At 37.5% G+C, this 24236-nt stretch carries 19 protein-coding genes and 1 pseudogene; 14 read left to right on the forward strand and 6 right to left on the reverse strand.

What is annotated here, in order from left to right:
* Positions 1-60: 60 nt before the first annotated feature.
* From WKI42_RS04160 to WKI42_RS04170, 3 genes and pseudogenes are all read left to right on the forward strand, one after another.
* Positions 61-1398 carry a PFL family protein gene (locus tag WKI42_RS04160; RefSeq protein WP_368080117.1) on the forward strand — a complete coding sequence of 446 codons (1338 nt, stop codon included), beginning with the start codon at positions 61-63 and terminating at the stop codon, positions 1396-1398.
* A gap of 17 nt (positions 1399-1415) precedes the next feature.
* A pseudogene (locus WKI42_RS04165) lies at positions 1416-2882 on the forward strand (N-acetylmuramoyl-L-alanine amidase family protein).
* 231 nt (positions 2883-3113) lie between these two features.
* Positions 3114-3806 (forward strand): histidine phosphatase family protein, encoded by a 693-nt coding sequence (locus tag WKI42_RS04170; protein ID WP_368081259.1) that lies wholly within the window; start codon positions 3114-3116, stop codon positions 3804-3806.
* A 102-nt stretch (positions 3807-3908) separates the two neighbouring features.
* Here WKI42_RS04170 and WKI42_RS04175 read toward each other — a convergent pair whose 3' ends face one another.
* From WKI42_RS04175 to WKI42_RS04200, 6 genes are all read right to left on the reverse strand, one after another.
* Positions 3909-5567 (reverse strand): ABC transporter permease, encoded by a 1659-nt coding sequence (locus tag WKI42_RS04175; RefSeq protein ID WP_000440017.1) that lies wholly within the window; start codon positions 5565-5567, stop codon positions 3909-3911.
* The gene (locus WKI42_RS04180; protein WP_368081260.1) at positions 5557-6648 is read right to left on the reverse strand and encodes an ABC transporter ATP-binding protein; all 1092 of its coding nucleotides are present in this window, start codon (positions 6646-6648) and stop codon (positions 5557-5559) included. Before WKI42_RS04180 ends, WKI42_RS04175 begins: the two co-directional genes overlap by 11 nt.
* A gap of 12 nt (positions 6649-6660) precedes the next feature.
* Positions 6661-7707 (reverse strand): ABC transporter substrate-binding protein, encoded by a 1047-nt coding sequence (locus WKI42_RS04185; protein WP_000731166.1) that lies wholly within the window; start codon positions 7705-7707, stop codon positions 6661-6663.
* A gap of 111 nt (positions 7708-7818) precedes the next feature.
* Positions 7819-8592: a response regulator transcription factor gene (locus WKI42_RS04190; RefSeq protein ID WP_368081261.1), complete on the reverse strand. Its 774-nt coding sequence runs from the start codon at positions 8590-8592 to the stop codon at positions 7819-7821.
* Complete coding sequence (locus WKI42_RS04195) at positions 8585-10234, reverse strand: sensor histidine kinase (protein ID WP_368081262.1); 1650 nt, start codon at positions 10232-10234, stop codon at positions 8585-8587. Before WKI42_RS04195 ends, WKI42_RS04190 begins: the two co-directional genes overlap by 8 nt.
* A gap of 174 nt (positions 10235-10408) precedes the next feature.
* Positions 10409-11185: a glycyl-radical enzyme activating protein gene (locus WKI42_RS04200; RefSeq protein ID WP_368081263.1), complete on the reverse strand. Its 777-nt coding sequence runs from the start codon at positions 11183-11185 to the stop codon at positions 10409-10411.
* Positions 11186-11306: 121 nt separating this feature from the next.
* Here WKI42_RS04200 and WKI42_RS04205 point away from each other — a divergent pair, with 121 nt between their 5' ends.
* The 11 genes from WKI42_RS04205 to WKI42_RS04255 all read left to right on the forward strand — a co-directional run bounded on the left by WKI42_RS04205 (position 11307) and on the right by WKI42_RS04255 (position 23689).
* Positions 11307-12053 (forward strand): DeoR/GlpR family DNA-binding transcription regulator, encoded by a 747-nt coding sequence (locus WKI42_RS04205; RefSeq protein ID WP_000824966.1) that lies wholly within the window; start codon positions 11307-11309, stop codon positions 12051-12053.
* Positions 12054-12065: 12 nt separating this feature from the next.
* Positions 12066-13046: a sugar-binding transcriptional regulator gene (locus tag WKI42_RS04210; RefSeq protein WP_368081264.1), complete on the forward strand. Its 981-nt coding sequence runs from the start codon at positions 12066-12068 to the stop codon at positions 13044-13046.
* 195 nt (positions 13047-13241) lie between these two features.
* The gene (locus tag WKI42_RS04215) at positions 13242-13562 is read left to right on the forward strand and encodes a PTS lactose/cellobiose transporter subunit IIA (RefSeq protein WP_262081917.1); all 321 of its coding nucleotides are present in this window, start codon (positions 13242-13244) and stop codon (positions 13560-13562) included.
* A 33-nt stretch (positions 13563-13595) separates the two neighbouring features.
* Positions 13596-13904, forward strand: coding sequence for a PTS sugar transporter subunit IIB (locus WKI42_RS04220; protein ID WP_000238718.1), 309 nt, complete (start codon positions 13596-13598; stop codon positions 13902-13904).
* A 16-nt stretch (positions 13905-13920) separates the two neighbouring features.
* Complete coding sequence (locus WKI42_RS04225; RefSeq protein ID WP_001096819.1) at positions 13921-15210, forward strand: PTS sugar transporter subunit IIC; 1290 nt, start codon at positions 13921-13923, stop codon at positions 15208-15210.
* Positions 15211-15371: 161 nt separating this feature from the next.
* Complete coding sequence (locus WKI42_RS04230; RefSeq protein ID WP_368081265.1) at positions 15372-17810, forward strand: glycyl radical protein; 2439 nt, start codon at positions 15372-15374, stop codon at positions 17808-17810.
* Positions 17811-17828: 18 nt separating this feature from the next.
* Complete coding sequence (locus tag WKI42_RS04235; RefSeq protein WP_368081266.1) at positions 17829-18497, forward strand: fructose-6-phosphate aldolase; 669 nt, start codon at positions 17829-17831, stop codon at positions 18495-18497.
* 17 nt (positions 18498-18514) lie between these two features.
* A complete protein-coding gene (locus tag WKI42_RS04240) occupies positions 18515-19603 on the forward strand; it encodes a glycerol dehydrogenase (protein ID WP_112444601.1) in 1089 nt (362 codons plus the stop codon).
* Between the two features lie 357 nt (positions 19604-19960).
* Positions 19961-22462, forward strand: a complete 2502-nt coding sequence (gene leuS / locus WKI42_RS04245) for a leucine--tRNA ligase (RefSeq protein WP_368081267.1) — start codon at positions 19961-19963, stop codon at positions 22460-22462.
* Between the two features lie 103 nt (positions 22463-22565).
* Positions 22566-23261, forward strand: a complete 696-nt coding sequence (locus WKI42_RS04250) for a GNAT family protein (protein WP_368081268.1) — start codon at positions 22566-22568, stop codon at positions 23259-23261.
* Between the two features lie 11 nt (positions 23262-23272).
* Positions 23273-23689 (forward strand): GNAT family N-acetyltransferase, encoded by a 417-nt coding sequence (locus WKI42_RS04255; protein WP_368081269.1) that lies wholly within the window; start codon positions 23273-23275, stop codon positions 23687-23689.
* Positions 23690-24236: the final 547 nt, after the last annotated feature.

The following is a 24236-nucleotide window of genomic DNA, read 5'->3' on the forward strand; positions in this document are numbered from 1 at the left end:
AAAATCAATATTCAGAGTGCAGCGATTTTCGAAGCTATGTATAATATCTAGGAGGTGCACATGGATATTAGACAAGTTACTGAAACCATCGCTATGATTGAGGAGCAAAACTTCGATATTAGAACCATTACCATGGGGATTTCCCTTTTGGACTGTATCGATCCAGATATCAATCGTGCTGCGGAGAAAATTTATCAAAAGATTACAGCCAAGGCGGCTAATTTAGTGGCTGTTGGGGATGAGATTGCGGCTGAGTTGGGAATTCCAATCGTTAATAAGCGTGTATCGGTGACTCCTATTTCTTTGATTGGAGCAGCGACAGATGCGACGGACTACGTGGTTCTGGCAAAAGCGCTTGATAAGGCTGCGAAAGAAATCGGTGTGGATTTTATTGGTGGTTTCTCAGCCTTGGTACAAAAAGGTTATCAAAAGGGAGATGAGATTCTCATCAATTCTATTCCTCGTGCTTTGGCTGAAACGGACAAGGTCTGCTCGTCAGTCAATATCGGCTCAACCAAGTCTGGTATCAATATGACGGCTGTGGCAGATATGGGACGAGTTATCAAGGAAACGGCAACTCTATCTGATATGGGAGCGGCCAAGTTGGTTGTATTCGCTAATGCTGTTGAGGACAATCCATTTATGGCGGGTGCCTTCCATGGTGTTGGGGAGGCAGATGTTATCATCAATGTCGGAGTTTCCGGTCCTGGTGTGGTGAAACGTGCCTTGGAAAAAGTTCGTGGACAGAGCTTTGATGTAGTAGCCGAAACAGTTAAGAAAACTGCCTTTAAAATCACTCGTATCGGTCAATTGGTTGGTCAAATGGCCAGTGAGAGACTGGGTGTGGAGTTTGGTATTGTGGACTTGAGTTTGGCGCCAACTCCTGCGGTTGGAGATTCTGTTGCACGTGTCCTTGAAGAAATGGGGCTAGAAACAGTTGGGACACACGGGACGACGGCTGCCTTGGCACTCTTGAACGACCAAGTTAAGAAGGGCGGAGTGATGGCTTGCAACCAAGTCGGTGGTTTGTCTGGTGCCTTTATCCCTGTTTCTGAGGATGAGGGTATGATTGCTGCAGTGCAAAATGGCTCTCTTAATTTGGAAAAACTAGAAGCCATGACGGCTATCTGTTCCGTTGGTTTGGATATGATTGCCATTCCGGAGGATACACCTGCTGAAACCATTGCGGCTATGATTGCAGATGAAGCTGCAATTGGTGTCATTAACATGAAAACAACAGCTGTTCGTATCATTCCAAAAGGAAAAGAAGGCGATATGATTGAGTTTGGTGGCCTTCTTGGTACAGCTCCAGTAATGAAAGTCAATGGTGCTTCGTCTGTTGATTTCATCTCTCGCGGTGGACAAATCCCAGCACCAATCCATAGTTTTAAAAATTAAGAGATTAGGAGAAAATGATGAAAAAAGAAATGAAACATGCTTTAGTAGCTTTAGGACTGTCGACTTTACTAGTTCCAACTTTTGCCAGTCAAGTAGTTTCTGCGCAGGAAAATGATACGAATTAAAGAAATGAAAGTCTATATAAAACACAAGCAGATTTAGAGAATGTAGCTAGAAATTATTCTGAACAAGTGAAGAAAAAATTATTGGAAGAAATTGATGGCATTGATTGGAATACTGTACAATTTAAAGATGATGATGTCTTAAAACTCAAGACTGTCGTAGTTAAAAGATTAGCTGAGGTCACAGAGGAAAATATAAATAGATTTTCAAAAAATGGTTACTATTATTCGTTTGAATTCGAAGAAATTGTCAATAGAATAAAAAGTGATGTGCCTAACTTTTTAGGATATGTTTTTTATATAGCTAGAATAAAAAAATATGACTTACTACTTCAGCAAGTAGAAAAAGATAGTAACTTATACTCATCTGAAGAAAAGGAAAAAATAATTAGCGATTTAAAAATGTTTTACGGACCATTAACAGGCTGGTCGATACCTCGGGACCGTAATTATTTTGGTGATTACGATCCAGAAAATAATACTAATTTAACATTAAAAGATTATGTTCAAAATTTATCAACTTTTTATAAAAATGTTGATAAATCGAGTCCTAGTTTAATTCCTACGCAAAAAAACATTGAAAAGTTGAATGATGTAGCTTTTATTCAAAGAGAAGATATCAGAAGTGATGCTGGTCTTTTAGGTGCGGACAAGCTTAAATTATTCAAAGAAATAGCTCAGATAGTTAAAGAAGCGGAATACAAAATTAAAAAAGAAGCAGGTCTAATATATAAGGAAGAACCTGAAATAAGACATATGCTATCCCCTGAAGAGTTATCTGTCTTTACTAAGCGTATCGAAGATGTTTACCAAGGTAAAGCTAAGCCTAAGGTGACAAAAGAAGAGGCTATTCAAGCAGTTTCTACGGTTACATCAGCCACAGTTTCATCTTCATCTCAAGCTACCGTTACTGCTAATGGAGAGACTAAGAAGGATTATCAAGCAAGTAAGTGGTTTAAAGAGTCTGGCAAATGGTACTACAATGACCTTTCGGGCAATCTTGTCAGAAACCGCTGGGTAGGCCGTTATTATCTAAAAGCAGATGCTTCAATGGCTGCAAGTGAATGGATTTATGATGAAGATTATAAGAGCTGGTTTTATGTAGATTCAACTGGTAGTTATGTGGAGAAAGCTTGGCAGGGCGAATACTACCTAAAACGTGGCGGTTACATGGCTAAGAGCGAGTGGGTATTTGATTCTCAGTATGATAGTTGGTATTATCTGAACCAAGATGGTAAGTACGCTCGTAACCAATGGATTAAGGATGGAGATAAGTGGTATTATTTGCTAGCTGATGGAAAATTAGCAAAAAATATGACCATTAACGGTTATAAAGTAAATGAAAAAGGTGAATGGGTTTAATTTTTAAGTTCTATTTAAGGTTGGATGTGTATACTATAATCATTAAATAAAGACCTCCTAATATTATTTGAAACAGATAACACTGATTTAGTTTGAATTTGATTTTCATCTAATATCTTTATTTAATAGAACTCCTAAACTTTTTCATAATAATCTCCTGCAAAAGTCGCCTGTCTGGGTGGCTTTTGTTTTATCATCCATGATATAATAGAAGCAAACGGAGGACGGAAAATGGTAAAAGTACGATTGTATTTGGTACGTCATGGCAAGACTATGTTTAACACGATTGGTCGTGCGCAAGGTTGGAGTGATACTCCCTTAACAGCTGAAGGTGAGCGAGGGATTCAAGAGTTAGGAATCGGTTTGCGAGAATCTGGTCTGCAGTTTGAGCGTGCTTATTCGAGTGATTCTGGTCGCACTATTCAGACAATGGGAATTATCCTTGATGAACTTGGCTTGCAGGGAAAAATCCCTTATCGCATGGACAAGCGTATCAGAGAATGGTGTTTTGGTAGCTTTGACGGAGCCTACGATGGTGATCTTTTCATGGGAATCATTCCTCGTATCTTTAATGTGGACCATGTTCACCAATTGTCTTATGCTGAACTGGCTGAGGGCTTGGTGGAGGTTGATACAGCTGGTTGGGCTGAAGGCTGGGAAAAACTCAGTGGCCGAATCAAGGAAGGCTTTGAAGCGATTGCCAAAGAAATGGAAGAACAAGGTGGGGGCAATGCCCTTGTCGTTAGCCACGGAATGACCATTGGAACCATTGTTTATCTGATCAATGGTATGCATCCACATGGTCTCGATAATGGTAGTGTGACCATCCTTGAATATGAGGACGGCCAATTTAGCGTGGAGGTTGTCGGTGACCGTAGTTACCGAGAATTAGGACGGGAGAAGATGGAAGAAACATCTATTTAATCAGTCTAGACTTGCTTGCCATGAGCTAGGGATTTGATAGGAATATCAAGATAAGAAAAAACAGCCGAGGATAATCCTTTCGGCTGTTTTTGATGGGGAAAACTAAAGTGTAATGCTATTGCTTTTAGAGATTTTCATAAACAAGAGCAAGGAACCTACTGTTAGAACAGTCAGGATAGTTGACAAGGCTGCGGCTACACCGTAATTTCCTCTGAGAACCTCTGTATAAATGGCTACAGTCATTGTTCTTGTTTTGACATTGTAGAGGAGGATAGAAGTAGAGAGTTCTGAAATCATTGTAACCCAAGATAGGATGGCTCCAGAAATGATACCAGATAGCATCATTGGAGTTGTAATCTTAGCAAAGGTATTGAGACGACTACTTCCTAAGCTTTCAGCGGCTTCTTCAATACTTGGGGCTATTTGTTGCAAGCTAGCAACAGATGAGCGAATCGTATAAGGCAATCTTCTGACAGATAGGGACATAATTAAGATGAAAGCTGTTCCTGTAATCATAAGAAATCCACTTCCAAATAGACCGGTATTGAAGGAAGAAATGAAGGCAATCCCTAGAACAGTTCCTGGTACAATATAAGGGACCATACTGAGGCTGTCAATTAAGTTTGTAAACAAATTCCGTTTTCTAACGGCTAGGTAGGAGATAAATGTTGCAAATAAAACAACTAGAACTAAGGCAATCAAAGGGATACGAATGGTATTGAAAATAGCAGATCCCATACGATTGAAAGCTACCTTGTAACTGTTTAGAGAATAACCTTTGACAAATACCATACCTGATGTTTTTAGGAAAGAAGTATAAATCAAGTAGACTTGAGGTAGAACAGAGAACAAGATAATTCCGTAGACTGTTGCATAAATGGCAACCATTTTTCCTTTTGTAGTTTTTTTAGGCTCAATTGGATGGAGCGAATTCATGCTGAAACTGTAGCGATTTGAAATGTATTTTTGGATAAGGAAAATTGCCAAGGCAATGATAATCGCCATAATTGCTAAAGCAGATGCAAAAGCAGAATTTCCTCCAACCTCGCTAATGAATTGGGTATAAATTAAGACGGGGAAAGTCCGATATCCTTCACCAATTAACATCGGTGTTCCAAAGTCTGAGAATGCTCTCATAAATACAAGTAGGGCAGCAGCCAGTAAGGTTGGAACTAGGAGAGGTAAAACAACCGTTACGATACGCTTAAATCCGAAGGACCCCATGCTTTCAGCGGCTTCAAGTAGAGAATTGTCAATACTTTTCATTGTCCCAGCAACGTATAGAAATACTAGTGGGAATAATTGTAGTGTAAAGACAAGTACAATTCCTTTGAATCCATAAATATCGATAGCTGGAAGATGAAGGGTATTTGTCAGGAATTTAGTGATGACCCCATTTCGTCCCAACAAGAGAATCCAGGAGTAGGCTCCCACGAAAGGAGCTGACATGGAAGCAATGATAATCAATATTTGTAGAAATTTCTTCCCCTTGAAGTCATACATAGAGAAGAGATAAGCTAATAAGGTTCCTACAACTAAGGAAGTGACAGTAGCGGTAATGGAAACCTTGAAACTATTGACGAGTGTCTCAGAGTAGTAGGCTTTACTAAAGAAAGTGACAAAATTAGCTAGTGAGAATTGTCCTTCATGTATGAGTGCTTGCTTGAGCACGGTAACGATAGGATACACGAGAAAGACAAGATAGGTAAGAAAGATGAAGAAAGAGGAGGCTGTCCAAATATTTAGTTTTTTACGTTCCATGGTTGACTCCTTTTATCAGGTTTTGAGAACCATCTGCAGAAAAGACGTTTAATTTTTGAGTATTGATTCGTAGACGAATACGATCGCCTTTTTGTATATCTTCTTCAAAAGTTGATTCTTCGCTAACTTGAATTTTTGAGGCAAAGCCTGTCTCGATGAAGTATTCAGTATTCAGTCCAAGATAGACGCTATCGCTAATAGTGCCTTCAATATCTCCAGATTCATCTTTGATAAACTCTTCAGGACGAATGCTTACATGAATAGCTTGTTCCTCAGCCTGATCAAGAGCTGGCATTCGAAGGGCATAGCCGTCTGAAAAGACGATGTAAGCGCCGTCGCTCCGTTTTTCGAGATTGGCAGGGATAATATTTGTACGTCCGATAAAGGTGGCCACAAACTCATTAGCTGGTTTATGATAGAGTTCTTTTGGTCGGCCGATTTGTTGGATGACTCCGTCTTTCATAACAGCAATTTGATCTGAAATAGCCATGGCTTCTTCTTGGTCGTGGGTTACATAAACGGTTGTAATTCCCACTTCGTGTTGGATTTCTCGAATGGCTTGACGCATATCCAAGCGAAGTTTGGCATCTAGGTTACTAAGTGGCTCGTCCATGAGGAGAACACTTGGATTAACAGCTAAGGCGCGTGCCAAGGCGACACGTTGTTGTTGTCCACCACTAAGTTTATCGGGCTTGCGATCCGCATATTGAGCAATTTGCATGAGTTCAAGATACTTGTTGGTCTGTTGGATCAATTCTTCTTTTGGAACCTTCTTTTGCTTAAGACCAAAAGCAACATTATCTCGGACAGTCAAATGTGGAAAAATAGCGTAGTTTTGGAAAACCATCCCGATATTGCGTTTGCTGGGTTCCATATTATTGATTTTTGTATCATCGAAGTAAAATTCTCCACCTTCGATACTGTTGAAACCTGCAATCATACGAAGAAGGGTCGTTTTCCCACAACCTGAAGGCCCAAGAAGGGTAAAGAGACTTCCTTTTGGAATTGTAATGTTCAAATTCTCAATAACAGGGACATCGTGGTAGATTTTTTTGGCGTTAATAATTTTGATCTCACTCATAGTGAACCTCTTTTACTGTTTAGATTGGATATCTGTAAAGACTTCGTTGTATTTCTTAACGATATCTGATTTATTCTTGATGACATAATCATAATCTTCAGTGAGTGTTTTGATTTTGTCAATTGGTTTCATATTTTCGCTTGTTTTAGCATTTTTACGAACAGGACGGTTAGTAGTGGTTGTACCAAGTGTATCTTGTACTTCTTGAGAGATAATAAAATCGATAAATTTCTTGGCATTTTCCATATTTTTAGCTTTTTTAACGATAGCAGCACTAGCAGGTAGGAAGACTGTTCCTTCTTTTGGATAGACTACCTTAATGTTAGCTCCGTCATTTAAGAGTTTAACTGCTGGATCTTCATAAGAGAGACCAACAGCCATTTCTCCGTCAGCGACTGCTTTATAGACACCAGATGAGCTTGAACCGATTTTACCATCAATAAGTGTGAAGAGATCTTTTACATAAGACCAAGCTTTATCGTCTTTGTAACCACCTTGAGCTTGTAGCATATTTGTTAATTGAGCAAAGGCGCTAGAAGAGTTTGCTGGGTCAGCAGTTGCGATTTTTCCTTTTAGTTCAGGTTTGAGAAGGTCGCTATATCCTTCGATGTTCATGCCTTTCGTTAAATCAGGATTGACGATTAAAACGCTACCATCTAGTGTATAAGGTGTAGAGTAGCCAGTTGTGTTTTGATATTCTTTGATAACATTATCATTTTCTTTTGAAGTATAGTTTTCAAAGAGTTCTCCGTGGGTAGCATATTGCGTATAAGAACCACCAAAGATGACATCGGCTACAGGAGCTTCTTTTTCTGACTCTAGTTTTTTGAAAAGTTCTCCAGTACCAGCTTGAATCAGTTCTACTTTGATACCATATTTTTCTTCAAAGGCAGGAATAGTTGCTCCGATTAAGCCCTCTGAGTTTGGTGAATAAACGACTAGCGAACCGCCGTCTCCTTTATCAGATGAACCGCCATCGGCAGATTCATTAGAAGAACAAGCAGCAAGACCAAAAAGAGCTAGTCCGCAAGCAGCATAATACATCCATTTCTTTTTCATGATGGATACCTCCGTTATGTTATTTAAGTTTATTTTAAAACAATGTAAGCGTTTTTAAAACCGACAATTCTATTCTATTAGAGTAAAATTCTCTACAAAAAGAAGAATAGCTTATTTTACTATTCTTCCGAGTGATTTCAATTCCTTTGGGGAAATATGGAGATACTTTTTAAATACTTTGGCAAAATATTTATAGTCTGAAAATCCAACTTGGTCAGAGATGTCGCTTAGAGGGGAGTTGGGAGATTCAGCCATCTTATCTATAGCTTGTTTCAGGCGATATTGTAAGATATATTCATTTAGAGTCATGGGGAAGTCTTCTTTGATAACCTTATATAGATAGCTTTCGCTATAGTTTAAAGCTTCAGCAATAGTCGCAATCGTAAAATGCTCTGCATAATGCTTGTGGACAAAGGAAATCATTTGTTGAATGATTTGGTTTTGTGTATCAACCTGTTGGATAGAGGTGAGTAAAGTTTGATATTCTTCTAAAAAAGGAGTTTCTTGATAGGTGCTACCTTGTAATCGCAAAACAATGTTTTGAAGACATTCTGTCAATTCCTTGGTATCAATTGGCTTGGATAAGAAATCGACTGCTCCATATTGCATGGCTTTTTTGGCATTTTGAAAATCGTTATAACCTGATAAGATAACTTTTTCATAGGAAAGGGTACGAGTGGCTTCGAACATCATAAAAGCATCCATAATTGGCATGGTGATGTCTGTTAAGACAATATGAGGTTCTTTTTCTTGGATGAGTTTCATTCCCTCTTGACCGTGACTGGCAGTTCCTACGACTTGGATACCTAAGGCAGAGTAGTCTACGGCAATCTCTAGCCATTTTCGGATGAGGTGTTCATCTTCTACGATAATGAGCTTAAACATGAGTTAGTCCTTTCGTTATAAATTTGACCCAAGTTTCTCCTTGGCGATTGACTCCTAAATCTAGCTGGACATCAGAAAAGAAATTGCTCAATCGTTTATAGCTGTTCACGATGCCATGCTGGGTATGAGGGCTTTCTAAAGAGTCTAAAATAGCGAGTCTCTCTTGTTTTGTGAGCCCTCCGGCATTATCCTTGACTAAAAAAGTCAGAGAATCTGATTCCAAGGTAATTTGGATATCAATATGAAGATCAATACGGTATTGCATCCCATATTTTATAGCATTTTCTACTAGAGGAAGTAAGAAAAGCTTAGGGATAGGCTGCTTGTCGACAGTTTCTGGACAGACAATATCATAAGAAAAGTGCTCAAAACGAATTTTATGGATCGTAAGGTAATCCTCTATAATCTTTAAATCCTGACAAATGGTTGTTTCTTTTTCTAAATCCGTGATACTGTAGCGAAGAATGCGCGTGAGATTTTGAATTAGGTCTTGTGTGAGAGTGGCATCCATTAAAGAAGTGATTTTAATCGTTTCAAGTGTATTGTAGAGAAAATGAGGATTGAACTGAGCTTCCAGCATTTTTCTTTCAAAAATCCACTTTTCTTTTTCTATGGTCAACATTTTATGATGAAGTTGATCTAATTCGTACAACATATTGTTGATTTTTTCTGCCATAAACTCAAACTCATCACCTGTTTGTAGAGAAAGCCTTTTTTCTGCTTGTTTAGGAATTTCTTGAAGTTGGTAAACCAAACTTTCAATAGGAACAGCGTTGTGTGTGGCAATTTTATGAGCAATTCGTCTTGCTTGCCAGAAGTAGAGGAAGAATATACATAAGGTGAGGACGGAGGCTAGGCCGAGTAAGCTAGGAATGGGAAAGAAGGATTGAAAAGTATAGATTGAAAAAATAGCACCGACTTTTTCTTTTTGAACAATAAGCGGTTCATTCGCATACCAGTGGGTGCGAGAGTGTAGGAGTTTTTCATCCAATTTTTCAAGAGTGGAACGAGTGAACTGATTTGTATTGTTAGAAAACATATTTCCAAAACTATCGGTAATGATGTATTTGGAATTGATCATTGGGAAACTTGAGATGAAATCATTCTCATTTACGAAAGCAATAGTATAGGCCTTAACTCGTTGGTTTTGGACTAGTGGTTTGATAAAGAGTGTGTAATGTCGCTTATCTGAAGAGAGTGCAATTTTTTCTGTCACTTTTTCTTGAGAAGGATTTTGAATGAGTAGTTTTAGATAGTAGGGAGATAAAATACTTTCTTGATGATTTCGATTGGTACTAAATAGTAATTCACCTGTATCACTTAGGATAATGAGGTCAGAACTAAGTTTTAATTTAGCTTTTGTCTCGTAAAATAAGCTAAAGACTTCTCGTTCTGTGTGTTTGCCATCCAAAAATCCAGGAATCATTTTATGGTTCATAGTAGTCAGGAGCTCATTATTTGCTTCTTTCATTTCTTGAACCTGTTTGACAATCTGTCTCGTATCTTTGGAGAGTTGTTGCTTTTGTAAAAAATAGGAAAAACCAAAAAGTAAAATGAGCAGTAAAAGAGAGGTCACAAAGGCTGCGATAGAGCTTCTATGGAGAATTTCTTTTTGGAGAGATTTTTTAAAGGAATGAGACATCCGCTACCTCCTTGGAAGGGTTTTCTGTTATAAGTATAGCAGTTTAAAAATTTTAGAGCAAGGTAAAATAGAAAAGGTTTGGCTAAAATTTTTTAGCTAAACCTTTTGAAAAGTTAAGTATGTATTATAGATGCTTGTTATCTGCAAATAGCTAGAGCATTTCAAGGAGATAAACTAGAAATAGCAATTAATATGATGGTTCAGAAATACCTTTTGATAATCAATAAGATCCTCAGGATGAAGTGCGTTGACTCCATCCATTTCATATTTTCGATTTAATAAACGATATTTGTTTTCACCAAATTGATGAAAAGGGAGTAGTTGAACTTGGTCGATATTTAATGAGTTAAATAGAGTAGCGAATTCTTCTGCATCCTCTAAACTATTGTTAAAATCAGGAATAACAGGGATTCTTAAAACGATAGTTTTATTTTGAGAAAAAGCATAATGAATGTTTTTAATAATCATTTGATTAAAAACCCCAGTCACTTTTTTATGTTTTATAGAATTATAATGTTTTAGGTCTGTGTAGATAAAATCCACATATTGGATTAAATCAATAAATTTTTCATGATCAACAAAGGCAGTAGTTTCAATGGCAGTGTGTATGTGATGTTCTTTAGCTGACTTTAAGATGGCTTTAGCAAATTCAAACTGAGCAAATATTTCACCTCCTGATAAAGTTAAACCTCCACCGGATTCTTCGTAAAATTCTTTGTCTTTTAATACCTCTGTAATAATTTCTTCAACAGTCTTTTCTTCACCGACTAAGGTGAATTTCTCTCGTTGAGCATCTTTCATTTTTTCAGGTTTCATTTTTTGAGATTCAGGATTAGAACACCATGGACAGCGCAGAGGACATCCTTTTAAAAAAACAGTTGTACGAATACCCGGACCGTCATGAATTGAAAAGTGTTGAATATTAAAAATAATTCCTTTAGATATTTCCATAAGAGTTCCTCCTCTTTATAATTCTATCCTATCACAAAAACGAAAGAAAAACAATTACGAACGAAAGTTTAATTTGTTGTTTTTTGCTTTTTATTTTGGTAGAATAAAACGGAGGTGTAAAATGAAAAGATTGGAACAAATTATTAAATTAGTATCAGAATATGAAAAGATTGATGTTAATACATTATCGGAAAAATTAAATGTATCGAAAGTAACGATTAGAAAAGATTTAGATAAATTAGAGTCAAAAGGTTTATTACACAGAGAGCATGGATATGCTGTGTTAAATAGTGGAGATGACTTAAATGTACGTTTGTCAATTAACTATGAAATTAAGAGAAAAATTGTTCAGGAAGCAGTAAAATTGGTGTCAGATAATGAAACAATAATGATAGAATCTGGATCGACCTGTGCTTTACTTGCTGAGGAAATTTGCAAGCAAAAAAGAAATGTTACGATTGTAACAAATTCATTTTTTATAGCAAATTTTGTGAGAGCTTATGATTCATGTCGTATTATTGTTCTTGGTGGAGAGTTTCAGAAGGATTCACAGGTTACTGTGGGACCTTTATTAAAAGAAATGATACAGACTTTTCATGTGCATCAAGCTTTTGTTGGGACAGATGGTTACGATAAAGAGATGGGCTTTACAGGAAAAGATTTAATGCGCAGTGAGGTAGTTCAATATATTTCAGCAGCGTCGGATAAAGTCATTGTACTAACTGACTCAAGTAAATTTGATAAAAGGGGTACAGTAAGAAGATTTGCTTTAAGTCAAGTCTATGAAGTAATAACAGACGAAAAACTTTCTAAACAAAATATAGCTACATTAGAAAATGCTGGGATAATGGTTAAGGTAGTTTCGTAAGAGGTTAAATGTATGAATCAAGATAGGAATAAACTGCTCTCTAAAATTGCTTATCTGTATTATATTGAAAACTTAAATCAGTCACAAATAGCAGCAAAATTAGGAATTTATAGAACCTCTATTAGTAGAATGTTAACAGAAGCAAGGAATGCAGGAATTGTTAAAATTGAAATAGAGAATTTTGATACCAATATGTTTAAGTTGGAAAATTATGTAAAAGAAAAATATGGTCTGGAAAGTTTAGAAATTATTCCAAATGAATTTGATGATAATCCAACAATTTTATCTGAAAGAATTTCTCAAGTTGCAGCAGGTGTCCTTAGGAATTTAATTGATGATAATATGAAAATTGGCTTTTCTTGGGGGAAAAGTTTAAGTAATTTAGTAGATTTAATCCACAGCAAAAGTGTCCGAAATGTTCACTTCTATCCTCTGGCAGGTGGTCCTAGTCACATACACGCTAAATACCATGTGAATACACTGATTTATGAAATGTCTAGAAAATTTCATGGAGAATGTACATTTATGAATGCAACAATTGTGCAAGAAAATAAATTGTTAGCAGATGGTATTTTGCAATCAAGATATTTTGAAGATTTGAAAAATAGTTGGAAAGATTTAGATATAGTTGTGGTTGGGATTGGTGATTTTAGTAATAAAGGAAAACATCAATGGTTAGACATGCTTACAGAGGATGACTTTAAAGAATTGACAAAAGTTAAAACTGTAGGGGAAATTTGTTGTCGATTCTTTGATTCAAAAGGTAAAGAAGTCTATGAGAACTTACAGGAAAGAACGATAGCAATCTCTTTGGAAGATTTAAAAAATATTCCTCAAAGTTTAGCTGTTGCTTACGGTGATACGAAAGTATCTGCGATTCTTTCTGTCTTGCGTGCTAATTTAGTAAATCATTTGATTACAGATAAAAATACCATTTTAAAAGTTTTGGAAGAAGATGGGGATTTTACTTTTAGAGAGATTCTAGGTGAGTGAAAATGATAGACTGATCAGTTTATCGTTTTTTCTTTTTAGTCAACTGCACATTTGTGCTTATATAAATAAAAATTGTTTATTTGTTGATTTTTGGATTGACAAGTTTCTTATGTAGTTGTATCCTATAGTTACAAAAGAAAATTTTAAAATTTCAAATGAAAAAAGCTTTTTACATAGTGAAATGAGGAGGAATTTATGGAAATGATTGTTCCAGATCAAATTATCATGGGTTTAATTTTATATGCTGGCGATGCGAAACAACATATTTATAAAGCATTAGATTACATAAAAAACGGTACATGTGAACGATGTGAAGAAGAAATCCAGCTAGCTGATGCAGCCCTATTAGAAGCCCATAATCTACAAACAAAATTCTTGGCACAGGAAGCATCTGGTACAAAGACAGAAATTACAGCTCTCTTTGTTCATTCACAAGATCATCTCATGACTAGCATGACGGAGATTAATTTAATCAAAGAAATTATTAGTTTGAGAAAAGAACTTAATAAAAAATAATACTAGAGTATTAACATAGAGGAGGAAAATATAATGGTGAAGATTGGTTTGTTTTGTGCAGCAGGCTTTTCTACTGGTATGCTTGTAAATAATATGAAAATTGCAGCGCAATCTAGTGGAGTTGATGCAGAAATAGAGGCGTTTTCTCAGTCTAAGTTAGCGGATTATGCCCCAAATCTAGATGTTGCACTGTTGGGGCCTCAAGTTGCTTATACATTAGATAAATCAAAAGAAATTTGTGATAAGTGTGATGTTCCGATAGCTGTTATTCCGATGATGGACTATGGTATGTTAGATGGGAAAAAAGTATTAGATTTGGCCCTATCTTTGATTAGTGGGTAAGAAAAGGAGATTTATTATGGCAAAGATGGATGTTCAAAAAATCATTGCACCTATGATGAAGTTTGTGAATATGCGTGGTATTATAGCTCTAAAAGATGGTATGTTAGCAATTTTGCCATTGACAGTAGTTGGTAGTTTATTCTTGATTATGGGACAATTGCCATTTGAAGGATTAAACAAGAGCATTGCTAGTGTATTTGGAGCAAATTGGACAGAGCCGTTTATGCAAGTATATTCAGGAACTTTTGCGATTATGGGTCTAATTTCTTGTTTTTCAATTGCCTATTCTTATGCTAAGAATAGCGGAGTAGAGGCTTTGCCAGCTGGGGTTCTATCTGTATCTGCGTTCTTTATTTTGCTAAGATCATCTTATATCCCTAAACAAGGTGAGGCAATTGGGGATGCTATTAGTAAAGTTTGGTTTGGAGGTCAAGGAATTATAGGTGCTATCATTATAGGTTTGGTAGTAGGAAGTATTTATACCTTCTTTATAAAGAGAAAAATTGTTATTAAGATGCCAGAACAAGTTCCACAAGCTATTGCCAAACAGTTTGAAGCAATGATTCCAGCATTTGTAATTTTCTTACTTTCTATGATTGTATATATTTTAGCGAGCTCATTGACTAATGGCGGAACATTCATAGAAATGATTTATTCTGCTATTCAAGTTCCATTGCAAGGTTTAACTGGATCTTTGTATGGTGCAATTGGAATTGCATTCTTTATATCATTTTTGTGGTGGTTTGGTGTTCATGGACAATCGGTAGTAAATGGAGTAGTGACAGCTCTGCTTTTATCTAATCTTGATGCTAATAAAGCTATGTTAGCCTCTGGGAATCTATCATTAGAAAATGGTGCACATATTGTTACTCAACAATTTTTAGATTCATTTTTAATTCTATCTGGTTCAGGGATTACGTTTGGACTTGTAGTTGCGATGCTTTTTGCATCAAAATCTAAACAGTACCAAGCGTTAGGGAAAGTAGCAGCTTTTCCAGCAATATTTAACGTAAATGAGCCAGTTGTATTTGGATTTCCGATTGTCATGAATCCAGTTATGTTTGTACCTTTCATTCTTGTTCCTGTACTTGCAGCTGTTATAGTATATGGAGCTATTGCAACAGGTTTCATGCAGCCATTTTCAGGAGTTACATTACCTTGGAGTACCCCAGCTATTATATCAGGATTTATGGTTGGTGGATGGCAAGGAGTTATTACTCAGCTAGTGATATTAGCGATGTCTACATTAGTTTATTTCCCATTCTTTAAAGTACAGGATCGTTTAGCTTATCAGAATGAAGCATGATAATTCTAAAAAAACATTTGTGTATTATCATTAAACACACACATTTGTGCTAAAAATTAGAGAGTTAAAGTTTTTCTAGTTAAAAGCTTGAAATTTTCTAAAAAACCAGGTATTATATTTTCGAAAGAAACAAAAATATTTTCGAAAGAAAGGTGTTTATTATGGTAAATAAAGAAGTAGCAAGAACGACAATCAAGACAGAATATTTTGGTAGCCTTACTGAAAGGATGAACAAATATCGAGAAGATGTTTTAAATAAAAAACCTTATATTGATGCTGAGAGAGCGGTTCTAGCAACACGCGCTTATGATCGATATAAGGAACAACCTAATGTCCTAAAACGCGCCTATATGCTGAAAGAAATTTTGGAAAATATGACTATCTATATCGAAGAAGAATCTATGATTGCGGGAAATCAAGCTTCTTCCAATAAAGATGCTCCTATTTTTCCAGAATATACGCTAGAATTTGTTCTCAATGAGTTGGATCTTTTTGAAAAGCGTGATGGAGATGTTTTCTATATTACAGAAGAAACAAAAGAACAACTTAGAAGTATTGCTCCGTTTTGGGAAAATAATAATTTACGTGCTAGAGCTGGTGCCTTGTTACCTGAAGAAGTATCTGTTTATATGGAAACAGGATTCTTCGGTATGGAAGGTAAGATGAATTCTGGAGATGCTCACTTAGCAGTTAACTATCAGAAACTGTTGCAATTTGGTTTAAGAGGTTTTGAAGAGCGGGCTCGTAAAGCGAAAGCAGCTCTAGATTTAACAGATCCAGCAAGTATTGATAAATATCATTTTTACGACTCTATATTTATCGTAATCGATGCTATTAAAGTATACGCAAATCGCTTTGTTGACCTTGCTAAAAGTTTAGCCGAAAACGCAAATCCTAAACGTAAGAAAGAATTACTTGAGATTGCAGATATTTGCTCTCGAGTCCCATATGAACCGGCAACTACTTTTGCAGAAGCTATTCAATCAGTCTGGTTTATTCAATGTATTTTACAAATTGAATCTAATGGTCACTCTCTTTCATACGGCCGTTTTGATCAATATATGTATCCATATATGAAGGCTGATTTAGAAAGTGGTAAAGAAACAGAAGATAGCATTGTTGAACGTCTGACAAATCTTTGGATTAAGACAATTACAATTAATAAGGTTCGCAGTCAAGCACATACATTTTCTTCAGCAGGAAGTCCTTTATATCAAAATGTTACAATTGGTGGACAGACTCGAGATAAGAAGGATGCTGTTAACCCATTATCTTATTTGGTATTAAAATCAGTTGCACAAACTCATCTACCGCAACCTAATCTAACTGTACGTTACCATGCAGGTTTAGATGCTCGTTTCATGAATGAGTGTATTGAGGTGATGAAACTTGGTTTTGGTATGCCTGCATTTAATAATGATGAGATTATTATTCCTTCTTTTATTGCAAAAGGAGTAATGGAAGATGATGCTTATGACTACAGTGCCATTGGATGTGTTGAAACGGCAGTTCCAGGAAAATGGGGATATCGTTGCACAGGTATGAGTTATATGAACTTCCCTAAGGTTCTACTTATCACGATGAATGATGGAATTGATCCGGCTTCGGGTAAACGGTTTGCACCAAGTTTTGGTCATTTTAAGGATATGAAGAACTTTTCTGAGTTAGAAAATGCTTGGGATAAAACACTAAGATATTTGACACGAATGAGTGTTATTGTTGAAAATTCTATTGATTTATCATTGGAACGAGAAGTTCCTGATATTCTATGTTCAGCATTGACTGATGATTGTATTGGTCGTGGAAAACACCTTAAAGAAGGTGGAGCAGTATATGATTATATATCAGGTTTGCAAGTTGGAATTGCAAATTTGTCGGATTCATTAGCTGCAATTAAAAAATTGGTATTTGAGGAAGAACGTATAAGCCCAAGTCAGCTTTGGCATGCATTGGAAACAGATTATGCCGGAGAAGAAGGTAAGGTCATTCAAGAAATGTTGATTCATGATGCACCTAAGTACGGTAATGATGATGATTATGCTGACAAATTGGTTACTGCTGCTTATGACATTTATGTTGATGAAATTGCTAAATATCCTAATACACGTTATGGAAGAGGACCTATTGGCGGAATTCGTTATTCAGGAACATCTTCTATCTCAGCCAACGTAGGACAGGGACGTGGGACATTAGCAACTCCAGATGGACGCAATGCGGGTACACCGTTAGCAGAGGGTTGTTCACCATCACATAATATGGATCAACACGGCCCTACATCTGTTTTAAAATCTGTTTCAAAATTACCAACAGATGAAATCGTAGGTGGGGTTCTCTTAAATCAGAAAGTAAATCCTCAAACGTTAGCCAAAGAAGAAGATAAATTAAAACTAATTGCTTTGTTACGAACATTCTTTAATCGTTTACATGGGTACCATATTCAATACAATGTTGTTTCCAGAGAGACGTTGATTGACGCTCAGAAACATCCTGAAAAACACAGAGATTTAATTGTTCGTGTTGCAGGATACTCTGCATTCTTCAATGTTCTTTCTAAGGCAACCCAAGATGATATTATAGGACGTACTGAGCATACTTTGTAAAATAAAGAGGTTCTTTTTATGGAATTTATGCTTGACACATTAAATTTAGATGAGATTAAAAAATGGTCTGAAATTTTACCGCTAGCTGGGGTAACCTCAAATCCCACTATTGCCAAAAGAGAGGGTTCTATTAATTTTTTTGAACGAATCAAAGATGTAAGAGAATTGATTGGCTCTGCACCCTCTATTCATGTTCAGGTGATTTCTCAAGATTTTGAAGGCATCTTAAAGGATGCTCATGAAATTCGTAGACAAGCAGGAGATGATATATTTATCAAAGTACCTGTTACTCCGGCTGGATTACATGCAATAAAGGTGCTAAAAAAAGAGGGCTACCATATCACTGCAACAGCTATTTATACAGTTATTCAGGGATTATTAGCTATCGAAGCAGGAGCGGATTACCTAGCTCCATATTATAATAGAATGGAAAATCTGAACATTGATTCAAATTCTGTCATTCGTCAATTAGCTCTTGCTATTGATAGACAGAACTCTCCTAGTAAGATTTTAGCTGCATCCTTTAAAAATGTAGCACAAGTAAATAATGCTTTAGCTGCAGGTGCGCATGCTGTTACAGCAGGAGCAGATGTTTTTGAATCAGCTTTCGCCATGCCATCTATCCAAAAGGCGGTTGATGATTTTTCTGACGATTGGTTTGTTATTCAAAATGGTCGTTCCATTTAGATAGAGAGGAAATACATATGAGAATTTTTGCTAGTCCTTCGAGATATATTCAAGGGGAAAATGCCTTGTTCGAAAATGCCAAATCAATATTGGATTTGGGAAATCGTCCGATTCTATTATGCGATCAGTTGGTTTATGATATTGTTGGAAAACGATTTGAAGATTACCTACATAGGTATGGTTTCCATATTGTTCTAGCCCAGTTTAATGGTGAAGCTTCTGACAATGAAATCAATCGAGTTGTTGCCTTGGCTGAGAAAGAAAATTGTGATAGTATTATCGGGCTTGGTGGTGGAAAGACGATTGATAGTGCAAAAGCTATTGCAGATTTGATTGAAAAACCTGTTATTATTGCTCCAACAATTGCATCGACCGACGCACCTGTATCTGCTTTATCTGTTATTTATACAGATGAAGGTGCATTTGATCATTATCTATTTTATTCTAAAAATCCAGATTTAGTTTTGGTTGATACAAAAGTTATTTCGCAAGCTCCTAAGCGTTTATTAGCGTCTGGTATTGCAGATGGTTTAGCAACTTGGGTTGAGGCGCGTGCGGTTATGCAGGCAAATGGAAAAACTATGTTGGGACAACAGCAAACATTGGCTGGAGTTGCAATTGCGAAGAAATGTGAAGAAACGCTGTTTGCAGATGGTTTACAGGCTATGGCAGCTTGTGAAGCTAAAGTGGTGACACCAGCATTAGAAAATATTGTTGAAGCTAATACTTTATTGAGTGGCCTAGGTTTTGAAAGTGGAGGATTAGCTGCGGCGCATGCAATTCATAATGGTTTTACTGCATTGACAGGTGACATTCATCATTTAACACATGGTGAAAAAGTAGCTTATGGAACTTTAGTACAACTATTATTGGAAAATAGACCTAAAGAAGAACTTGATAAGTATATTGAGTTTTACAAAAAAATTGGTATGCCAACAACTCTAAAAGAAATGCATTTGGATCAAGTTGGATATGATGATTTAATAAAAGTTGGTAAACAAGCAACTATGGAGGGTGAGACAATCCATCAGATGCCGTTTAAGATTTCGCCTTCAGATGTTGCTCAAGCTATCATCGCTGTAGACGCCTATGTAAATTCAAAATAAACAATAAGGACTACTGTTTTCCAAATGGTAGTCTTTTATTGATCCTCGTATTGAATCCGACGCTCTTCATAAATTAAAAAGCGACACAGGTTGTCGGCTATTTATTGTGAATACATTAATTAGCATTCCAGTCGTATCTTCGGTCTAAAATTAGTATTTTGTGTTGTAAGAGATAAGCTTCTTGTTTTGCTCTTTGATTTCCCGCATACCAATAAGATAAAAAAATGGGTGATAGAGCAATCCATAGTCATCAAAATTAATGAGATACAGTATACAGTTTTTTCTTTTTTCTTTTAACACATTTCAAATTCCCTCAAAAATGGTATAATAGTAACATCACAAAATGGGAGAGAGACCATGAGTTTTTACAATCATAAAGAAATTGAGCCTAAGTGGCAGGGCTACTGGGCAGAACATCATACATTTAAGACAGGAACAGATGCATCAAAACCGAAGTTTTATGCTCTTGATATGTTCCCTTATCCATCTGGAGCGGGTCTGCACGTAGGACACCCAGAAGGTTATACTGCAACCGATATCCTCAGCCGTTACAAACGTGCGCAAGGCTACAATGTCCTTCACCCAATGGGTTGGGATGCTTTTGGTTTGCCTGCAGAGCAATACGCTATGGATACTGGTAATGACCCAGCAGAATTTACGGCTGAAAACATTGCTAACTTCAAACGCCAAATCAATGCGCTTGGATTTTCTTACGACTGGGATCGTGAAGTCAATACAACAGATCCAAACTACTACAAGTGGACTCAATGGATTTTCACTAAGCTTTACGAAAAAGGTTTGGCCTATGAAGCGGAAGTGCCAGTAAACTGGGTTGAAGAGTTGGGAACAGCTATCGCCAACGAAGAAGTTCTTCCTGATGGAACTTCTGAGCGTGGTGGCTATCCCGTTGTCCGCAAACCAATGCGCCAATGGATGCTCAAAATCACGGCTTACGCAGAGCGCTTGCTCAGTGACTTGGATGACCTGGACTGGCCAGAGTCTATCAAAGACATGCAACGCAACTGGATTGGGAAATCAACTGGTGCTAATGTAACTTTTAAAGTAAAAGGAACAGACAAGGAATTTACAGTCTTTACCACTCGTCCTGATACCCTTTTCGGTGCGACTTTCACCGTTTTGGCTCCTGAACATGATTTGGTTGACGCTATCACAAGTCCAGAGCAAGCAGAAGCAGTAGCAGACTACAAACATCAAGCCAGCCTCAAGTCAGACTTGGCTCGTACAGACCTTGCTAAAGAAAAAACAGGGGTTTGGACTGGTGCTTATGCCATCAACCCTGTCAATGGCAAAGAAATTCCAATCTGGATTGCGGACTACGTCCTTGCTAGCTATGGTACAGGTGCAGTAATGGCTGTGCCAGCCCACGACCAACGTGACTGGGAATTTGCCAAACAATTTGACCTTCCAATCGTCGAAGTACTTGAAGGTGGAAACGTTGAAGAAGCTGCTTACACAGAAGATGGTCTTCACGTTAATTCAGACTTCCTAGATGGACTCAACAAAGAAGACGCAATTGCTAAGATTGTGGCTTGGTTGGAAGAAAACGACTGTGGTCAGGAGAAGGTTACCTACCGTCTCCGCGATTGGCTCTTTAGCCGCCAACGTTACTGGGGAGAGCCAATTCCTATCATTCATTGGGAAGATGGAACTTCAACAGCTGTTCCTGAAAATGAATTGCCACTCGTCTTGCCAGTAACCAAGGACATCCGTCCTTCAGGGACTGGTGAAAGTCCACTAGCTAACTTGACAGACTGGCTTGAAGTGACTCGTGAAGATGGTGTCAAAGGTCGTCGTGAAACCAACACCATGCCACAATGGGCAGGTTCAAGCTGGTACTACCTCCGCTATATCGATCCACACAACACTGAGAAATTGGCCGATGAGGATCTTCTCAAACAATGGTTGCCAGTAGATATCTACGTGGGTGGTGCAGAGCATGCTGTTCTTCACTTGCTTTACGCTCGTTTCTGGCACAAATTCCTCTATGACCTCGGTGTTGTTCCGACTAAGGAACCATTCCAAAAACTCTTTAACCAAGGAATGATTTTGGGAACAAGCTACCGTGACCACCGTGGCGCTCTTGTGGCAACCGATAAGGTTGAAAAACGTGACGGTTCTTTCTTCCATGTGGAAACAGGAGAGGAGTTGGAGCAAGCACCAGCTAAGATGTCTAAATCGCTTAAGAACGTTGTCAACCCAGACGATGTAGTGGAACAATACGGTGCCGATACCCTTCGTGTCTATGAAATGTTCATGGGACCACTTGATGCTTCAATCGCTTGGTCAGAAGAAGGTCTGGAAGGAAGCCGTAAATTCCTTGACCGTGTTTACCGTTTGATTACAAGCAAGGAAATTGTTGCGGAAAACAATGGCGCTCTTGACAAGGTTTACAACGAAACAGTCAAAGCTGTCACAGAACAAATCGAATCATTGAAATTCAACACAGCCATTGCCCAACTTATGGTCTTTGTCAATGCGGCTAACAAGGAAGATAAGCTTTATGTAGACTACGCCAAAGGCTTTATCCAGTTGATTGCGCCATTTGCTCCTCACTTGGCAGAAGAGCTCTGGCAAAGAGTTGCAGCAACAGGAGAATCTATCTCTTATGTAGCTTGGCCAACTTGGGATGAAAGCAAATTAGTTGAAGACGAAATTGAAATCGTTGTCCAAATCAAAGGAAAAGTCCGTGCTAAACTCATGGTAGCCAAAGACCTATCACGCGAAGAATTGCAAGAAATTGCTCTGGCTGACGAAAAAGTCAAGGCAGAAATTGACGGTAAGGAAATCGTGAAAGTGATTGCGGTACCGAACAAGCTTGTCAACATTGTTGTGAAATAAGATAGGAATCCTTCAGAGTAGAATCTGGGGGATTTTTTGAATCTTCTTATGAAAGTATGGTATACTATGGGCAACTATAAAGTTTGAAATTAGGGAGAAAGCTATGCCAGTAAATGAATATGGTCAGATGATTGGGGAGTCAATGGAAGGTTATACATCCGGTGCACTGCCTTCTATTGATTTCTTAGAAGGGCGTTATGCTCGGATAGAGGCTCTCTCGGTAGAAAAACATGCGGAGGATTTGCTAGCTGTTTATGGCCCTGATACGCCTCGGGAGATGTGGACTTACTTCTTTCAGGAGCCAGTAGCAGATATGGAGGAGTTGGTTAGCCTTTTAAACCAGATGTTGGCTCGTAAGGATCGTTTTTACTATGCGATTGTAGACAAGGCAACTGGTAAGGCTTTAGGAACTTTTTCTCTCATGCGCATTGACCAGAATAACCGAGTAATAGAAGTGGGAGCTGTCACTTTTTCTCCAGAGCTCAAGGGGACTCGGATTGGAACCGAAGCCCAGTATTTACTGGCTCGCTATGTCTTTGAGGAGCTGAACTATCGTCGTTATGAGTGGAAATGCGATGCCTTAAATCTGCCATCCAGACGAGCAGCGGAACGTTTAGGCTTTATTTATGAAGGAACCTTCCGTCAGGCAGTGGTTTATAAGGGACGGACGAGGGATACGGATTGGTTGTCTATGATTGATAAGGACTGGCCTCAAGTCAAAGCTCGTTTGGAAACATGGTTGCGTCCTGAAAATTTTGATAAAAATGGACAGCAGTACAAGAGCTTGAGAGAGCTTTAAGAGGTGTTGATATGATCACTATTAGAAGGCAAGAAATCGTCAAACTAGAGGATGTTTTGCATCTCTATCAGGCTGTTGGTTGGACAAATTATACCCATCAACCTCAGATGCTGGAGCAGGCCTTATCTCATTCATTAGCGTTTTATATGGCGCTTGATGGCGATGCTGTGGTGGGCTTGATTCGTTTGGTTGGAGATGGATTCTCATCAGTATTGGTTCAGGATTTAATCGTTTTACCTATCTATCAGCGTCAAGGGATTGGTAGTCTCTTGATGAAAGAGGCTTTAAAAGATTACAAAGATGCCTATCAAGTCCAGCTGGTGACAGAAGATACAGAAAAAAACGTAAGATTTTATCGTTCTATGGGTTTTGAAGTCTTATCCACCTATGATTGTATAGGGATGACTTGGGCGAATCGAAAAAAATAACAAAACTTGTTTTTTCTTAAGCAAAGTTTAAGGATGGTCTAGTATCATATAGTCATTAAATAAAGACCTCCTAACTTTATTTAATGAAATCCTAAAACTTTTTTTCATCATAATCTCCTAATGAAGTCACCCAATCAGGTGACTTTTTTGTGGGGTGAGGTGATGGTAATAGAATTTTTTTGTAAAATAGTAAAATATGAGAAAAGTTAAGCTAGTTTTAAGCTTTGTCTAGTATCATATAGTTATTAAATAAAGACCTCCTAACTTTATTTAATAAAATCCTAAACTTTTCTTTTTCATAATAATCTCCCTTAACTCCACCCAATCAGGTGGAGTTTTTTGGCTCTATTTCAGGCTTTTGGAGAGTTTTCTAAACATCATTTTCCGATATTTTTCGATATTTTTCGGATTTTGGTCGGGGAATTGGCGGGGACTTTTTGAGATTTTGGCGGGGATTTTTTAGCGAATATGGCTAAGAAATAGGTCTGTTGTCGCTTCAGCTATTTCAAACTCAATTTGATTGTAAGCGACTGTTAATTGAAGGACT

This window comes from Streptococcus pseudopneumoniae (genome assembly GCF_038148935.1).
Lineage (GTDB): Bacteria > Bacillota > Bacilli > Lactobacillales > Streptococcaceae > Streptococcus > Streptococcus pseudopneumoniae_U.

Bases quoted from the DNA above. Each gene is read 5' to 3' on its own strand.
- WKI42_RS04160 (WP_368080117.1), top strand. From the start codon at position 61: ATGGATATTAGACAAGTTACTGAAACCATCGCTATGATTGAGGAGCAA.
- WKI42_RS04170 (WP_368081259.1), top strand. From the start codon at position 3,114: ATGGTAAAAGTACGATTGTATTTGGTACGTCATGGCAAGACTATGTTT.
- WKI42_RS04175 (WP_000440017.1), bottom strand. From the start codon at position 5,567: ATGGAACGTAAAAAACTAAATATTTGGACAGCCTCCTCTTTCTTCATC.
- WKI42_RS04180 (WP_368081260.1), bottom strand. From the start codon at position 6,648: ATGAGTGAGATCAAAATTATTAACGCCAAAAAAATCTACCACGATGTC.
- WKI42_RS04185 (WP_000731166.1), bottom strand. From the start codon at position 7,707: ATGAAAAAGAAATGGATGTATTATGCTGCTTGCGGACTAGCTCTTTTT.
- WKI42_RS04190 (WP_368081261.1), bottom strand. From the start codon at position 8,592: ATGTTTAAGCTCATTATCGTAGAAGATGAACACCTCATCCGAAAATGG.
- WKI42_RS04195 (WP_368081262.1), bottom strand. From the start codon at position 10,234: ATGTCTCATTCCTTTAAAAAATCTCTCCAAAAAGAAATTCTCCATAGA.
- WKI42_RS04200 (WP_368081263.1), bottom strand. From the start codon at position 11,185: ATGGAAATATCTAAAGGAATTATTTTTAATATTCAACACTTTTCAATT.
- WKI42_RS04205 (WP_000824966.1), top strand. From the start codon at position 11,307: ATGAAAAGATTGGAACAAATTATTAAATTAGTATCAGAATATGAAAAG.
- WKI42_RS04210 (WP_368081264.1), top strand. From the start codon at position 12,066: ATGAATCAAGATAGGAATAAACTGCTCTCTAAAATTGCTTATCTGTAT.
- WKI42_RS04215 (WP_262081917.1), top strand. From the start codon at position 13,242: ATGGAAATGATTGTTCCAGATCAAATTATCATGGGTTTAATTTTATAT.
- WKI42_RS04220 (WP_000238718.1), top strand. From the start codon at position 13,596: ATGGTGAAGATTGGTTTGTTTTGTGCAGCAGGCTTTTCTACTGGTATG.
- WKI42_RS04225 (WP_001096819.1), top strand. From the start codon at position 13,921: ATGGCAAAGATGGATGTTCAAAAAATCATTGCACCTATGATGAAGTTT.
- WKI42_RS04230 (WP_368081265.1), top strand. From the start codon at position 15,372: ATGGTAAATAAAGAAGTAGCAAGAACGACAATCAAGACAGAATATTTT.
- WKI42_RS04235 (WP_368081266.1), top strand. From the start codon at position 17,829: ATGGAATTTATGCTTGACACATTAAATTTAGATGAGATTAAAAAATGG.
- WKI42_RS04240 (WP_112444601.1), top strand. From the start codon at position 18,515: ATGAGAATTTTTGCTAGTCCTTCGAGATATATTCAAGGGGAAAATGCC.
- leuS (WP_368081267.1), top strand. From the start codon at position 19,961: ATGAGTTTTTACAATCATAAAGAAATTGAGCCTAAGTGGCAGGGCTAC.
- WKI42_RS04250 (WP_368081268.1), top strand. From the start codon at position 22,566: ATGCCAGTAAATGAATATGGTCAGATGATTGGGGAGTCAATGGAAGGT.
- WKI42_RS04255 (WP_368081269.1), top strand. From the start codon at position 23,273: ATGATCACTATTAGAAGGCAAGAAATCGTCAAACTAGAGGATGTTTTG.